Annotated in this window: 4 protein-coding genes and 2 pseudogenes; all 6 read right to left on the minus strand. The window is 29.3% G+C overall.

Features of this window, described 5'->3' with window-relative positions:
• Nucleotides 1-161 precede the first annotated feature (161 nt).
• A pseudogene (locus HMPREF9073_RS15630) lies at nt 162-263 on the minus strand (IS1595 family transposase); the annotation flags it as partial.
• Between the two features lie 59 nt (nt 264-322).
• Nucleotides 323-856 (minus strand): hypothetical protein, encoded by a 534-nt coding sequence (locus HMPREF9073_RS01445; RefSeq protein ID WP_009412198.1) that lies wholly within the window; start codon nt 854-856, stop codon nt 323-325.
• A 56-nt stretch (nt 857-912) separates the two neighbouring features.
• Nucleotides 913-2,061, minus strand: coding sequence for a C39 family peptidase (locus HMPREF9073_RS01450; protein ID WP_009412199.1), 1,149 nt, complete (start codon nt 2,059-2,061; stop codon nt 913-915).
• Between the two features lie 217 nt (nt 2,062-2,278).
• On the minus strand, nt 2,279-2,437 hold the full coding sequence (locus HMPREF9073_RS15820) for a hypothetical protein (protein ID WP_198005879.1): 159 nt from the start codon (nt 2,435-2,437) through the stop codon (nt 2,279-2,281).
• A gap of 86 nt (nt 2,438-2,523) precedes the next feature.
• The gene (locus HMPREF9073_RS01455; protein WP_009412201.1) at nt 2,524-3,201 is read right to left on the minus strand and encodes a hypothetical protein; all 678 of its coding nucleotides are present in this window, start codon (nt 3,199-3,201) and stop codon (nt 2,524-2,526) included.
• Nucleotides 3,198-4,153 (minus strand): annotated as a pseudogene (locus HMPREF9073_RS01460) (hypothetical protein); the annotation flags it as partial. The gene HMPREF9073_RS01455 and the pseudogene HMPREF9073_RS01460, both read right to left, overlap by 4 nt.

Below are 4,153 nucleotides of genomic sequence, written 5' to 3' on the forward strand. Positions count from 1 at the left end.
CTATTAAAAATAAACTAATAAGTAATAATTTCATATATTGTTTTATTTGTTTTCTCATTTGTTTTCTTATTTTTTATCTCTTTTATCACCTCTTTTTTATTACGTCTTATTTGTGTTACTGTATATGTTTTAGAATTATGTGTTTTAGAGGCTGTAAATATTCCATCTTCCCACTTTAAAGAAGCTAGATATTCTTCGCAATCTAAGTCTGTTTTAAAGCGTTCAGTAAACTCTAAGAGGCTTTGTCCCTTAAATAATTCCATAATACATTAATTTTCAGAGTGTAAATATATGAAAATACTTTGACACCTCAATCTTCTTTTTAATCCACTTGATCTTCATAGGTATAATACTTTAATCCTGAATCTTTTACTTTTTCTTTTTCAATATAAACATCTGGGTCATCTTCTATTACATCATTTGTTATAGAAAAATATTTATCTTTTCTTTTGATATGATAAGTATATCTATTGCTGTATATGTTACCCCACTCATATAATTTTGGGTCATCCTCATACTGAGACTCTTCCCCTATATGTATGTTTACTACCCCTGAAATAGTATCTATTTTATTGATTTTTAAAAGAAACCAATCCATCGATATTTTATCTATCAAAAGATTGTCTCTAATCTCTACATAACTAAAAGTGTCTATTTCAAGCCTTTTATGGTCTTCATTAAAGAGAACACGATAATATAACTTTGTGAGGTTATACTTAGTTTTTTGAGGTATAGGACTTTTATATGGTTCTCTTATTGTATCTTCTTCTGTTAAGTAAGTTGAACTATCATAATTTACTCTGTTTTTACAAGATATTATTGAGATTGCAACAAATAGTATTATAATTCTTTTCATAGTTTCTTTAGTTTATCTAATGTTATTAATCCTTCTTTATTTCTATTCATTCTAATTTATGTTACAATATACGGTTCAGGTACTTTTCTATATGGCTTATCACAAGTAAGATGATTATTAGATTCTAACTTAAATTTATACCCTTCTTTACCCTTTGAGGTACCTACTTCCCAAAAAGGATAGTAAATTTGTCCATTCTCACAAGTACGTCCCACAATTACAACAAAATGATCTGTTGTTTTTATATCTGTTTCATTTTTAGTGTTGTTGTTGAATGTATGATTAACCCCTACCATTACAGGAAGTCCTTTTTCTAATGACAAATCCAAGTATTCCATACCTTCTTTTATTTTATCCTCAAAAAAGTCTAATTCAGTTCTTTTCCCTTTTGATACGTTTTTTTCTAATGCTAATTGATAGAAACAATGCGCATTTTTAGCTTTATACTCTCCTCCGCCTTCAGGTTTATATAATGTTAGTTTATTTGTTAATTCTTCTTTATCCTTGGATTCTCTAATTATTGTTCCTTCAATTATAGCTTTTGATGTAACTGCACAAAGTTGTGTTTTGGGAGGTTGATTTTGAAAAGTCATTTTATTTGTCAAATCGATATGCTTTTTACGACAATGTGGGCAAGCCCCTTCTTCTAATGGTTCTTCCTTCTTTTCTTCTTTCTTTACTTCTCCAACCTTTACTTTTACAGGGCTTTTACTTACTTCAAGCTCTACATTTTTGAAGCTAAGCTCAAAAGCACTTGACTTTTCCTTTCCTACTAATGCTTCTACTTTTATGTAATAATTTTGTTTCTCGGAATCAGAATCTACATATCCAAGATCAGCTCCTTCATTAAAAAGATTTTTTGTTATTGTAATCTTACCGTCAGTATGAATATCATCGTTAATAATAAGTTTTCTAACCCAAATCTCATCATCATTTATTACATCTTTCTCTAAAATAGTGTATCTAACCAAAGCCCCAATCATATCTTCAGATTCTATACGAACACAAACAGAATCTCCAACCTGTATTTTATTGACTTTTTTCCCATTAACATCCACAAAATATGCTTTTTTGATCTTTTTAGTAAGATTTACTTGTAGTTCATTACTCTCTTTTATAGTTTTATTCAAACCAAAACTTGCCATTACAAAAAACTCGTGCTTGTTTCCTTCTCCATATTCAGGAGCTTTTTGATTGGCTAACAATTGAAATACTTTCTTATTGCTTAATAAAGGAATCTCAACACTTGCTATACCGTACCTATCAACCTCCGCGAAGAAATCTTTGACGTGAGTTTTGTCTTTTTCATCACGTTCATATAGATTAAACGTAATTTTTTCACCTTCTAACCCCTTGGTTTTAGCAGTAGCTATTAGGGTGTCTTGATAGCTTACCTTTGATATGTTACCACCTCCTTTTTTACTAAGATATACCCTTTCTATTTTTAAGGTCTGTGGTTTGCAGGGCTATGGCATCTCTAACACTATCAGTTACAAAGTCCTGCACAGCAATAAAATGGCTGCTGCTTAGCTTCATTCCGTCTATCCAATTTATAGGATAATGGGTGAGTAGATTGTTCATTGTTCTATCTTGTTTATTTTTAATTTGCAAATTCCTTGGTAGTGTTTTTAAGGAAATGTATTATTCTTTTCTATGATAAATTAATTTTATTGTTTCACTATTTTTCCTGTTTCAGTGATTTTAAATGTATCAGTCTGTTCAAAATTAAAATCTTCATCATCTTTTTCAATTGCAGTACACCCAAATTCTGTTTGTATTTTTATTTTAAAGTTTTTATCAATACAAAATGTTCGCTCTCCTGAACATTCATCGGCTAGACGATAATAAAGAATGATACTATCTATATAATTCCCTTGTTTATCAAATGTTTGCAACTCTATACGCGGTACTGAATATTCATTTACTCGTATATATCCATATAGAACGGTAGTTATAGAATCATTTATTTGTATTTTCTTTACAGCAAAAGGAGGAGAGTCCTCACTTTCTTGATAATAGGGGTAAGCTATGAAAACTTCTTCATTAGTTATAAAATCAATCGTACCTTTATGAAAAAGGGCATTTACTTCCTTGTTTAACGATTTTTTTAACTTATGAAAGCCTAAAAATTTATCAATATCTACATAATACAAATCATCTTTCACATAACTACCTTTTATACAAAAAGGCAACGAAACTTCTTCTAAATCATCAAACGAAATTTCTTTTTTAGAATTAGTTACGGTAAATTCTTCTTTTTCTGTTTTTTTGTCTGTAAAATTTGCATTTCGTTTACAAGCTATAAAATTGGCAGTAAGCAGCAAAAATAAAACTATTTTTTTCATTTTTCTATTATTTTAATTAAACTATGGTCAAATCCAGTTAAATGTAGATGGTGGTGGTGTCTAACTTCTTTCTGTATTATCTTACCTTTATCATCACGTTTTTCATCTATTCTTAAATGTCGTGTATGATTTAAAAGATATTTACTATTACCATTGTAAGTGAAATATTCGGAATACATTTTTTCTAATCGTCCCCAACCAAATAAATATAATGCATCGTTAAATTTATTTTGTTGTTCTACATCAAAATAAGAATATTCCAAATGTGTTGATTCTCCTTTTCTATTTGTAGATAAATATCTTAAATCGCCTTTTTCACCATTAAAATGTGATGTGCTGGGATAAGAACCTGCTTTATTATTACTAAATCCATTAAAACCTAAATAATCTATATTTAGTTTAGCCATTGCCCCAAACAATCCTGCATAACAATCAGGATTTATATAATACCGCTTAGAATCTGTATTTATTGTTAAAAACTTTAATTTAACTCCATTATTGTCATAACCTTTAAATTCTCTAATATCTATTAACTCAACTTTCTTGGTTCCTGCAATATTACCTTTTTTCATTTCTGTCGTCTCTAAAAATTTAAAGATACCTATTTCGTGCTCATTACCCTTTTCATCGTGATAAACATACTTATATTTTTGCTTAAACTCTTCTGCAATTTCTTTTGGTATATGCTTTTCAATACGCCCATCATAGTAAATATGGTAAGTTATAATAGATTGTATTTTTGCCATTTTCATCTTAAACCTATGCAACGCAGTGCCTGACAAGGTAGGTTTTGCAAGGGGGGCATTGGTATTGCTAAAGATATCTATAAACACATCACTGTTAATTCTCTTATCTTTATTAAAAACTATTTTTAGCTCAAATTCGGTCTCTTTTCCGTTTATTTTTGTTGTATATCCTGAGCCAAATGGCCTTTCTTTTTCACCTTCTTTTA

The organism is Capnocytophaga sp. oral taxon 326 str. F0382, assembly GCF_000318295.1.
Classification (GTDB): Bacteria; Bacteroidota; Bacteroidia; order Flavobacteriales; family Flavobacteriaceae; genus Capnocytophaga; species Capnocytophaga periodontitidis.

What these genes read in the sequence shown, in the direction of transcription:
- HMPREF9073_RS01455 (WP_009412201.1), bottom strand. Translation starts at nt 3,201, where the DNA reads ATGAAAAAAATAGTTTTATTTTTGCTGCTTACTGCCAATTTTATAGCT.
- HMPREF9073_RS01445 (WP_009412198.1), bottom strand. Translation starts at nt 856, where the DNA reads ATGAAAAGAATTATAATACTATTTGTTGCAATCTCAATAATATCTTGT.
- HMPREF9073_RS15820 (WP_198005879.1), bottom strand. Translation starts at nt 2,437, where the DNA reads ATGAACAATCTACTCACCCATTATCCTATAAATTGGATAGACGGAATG.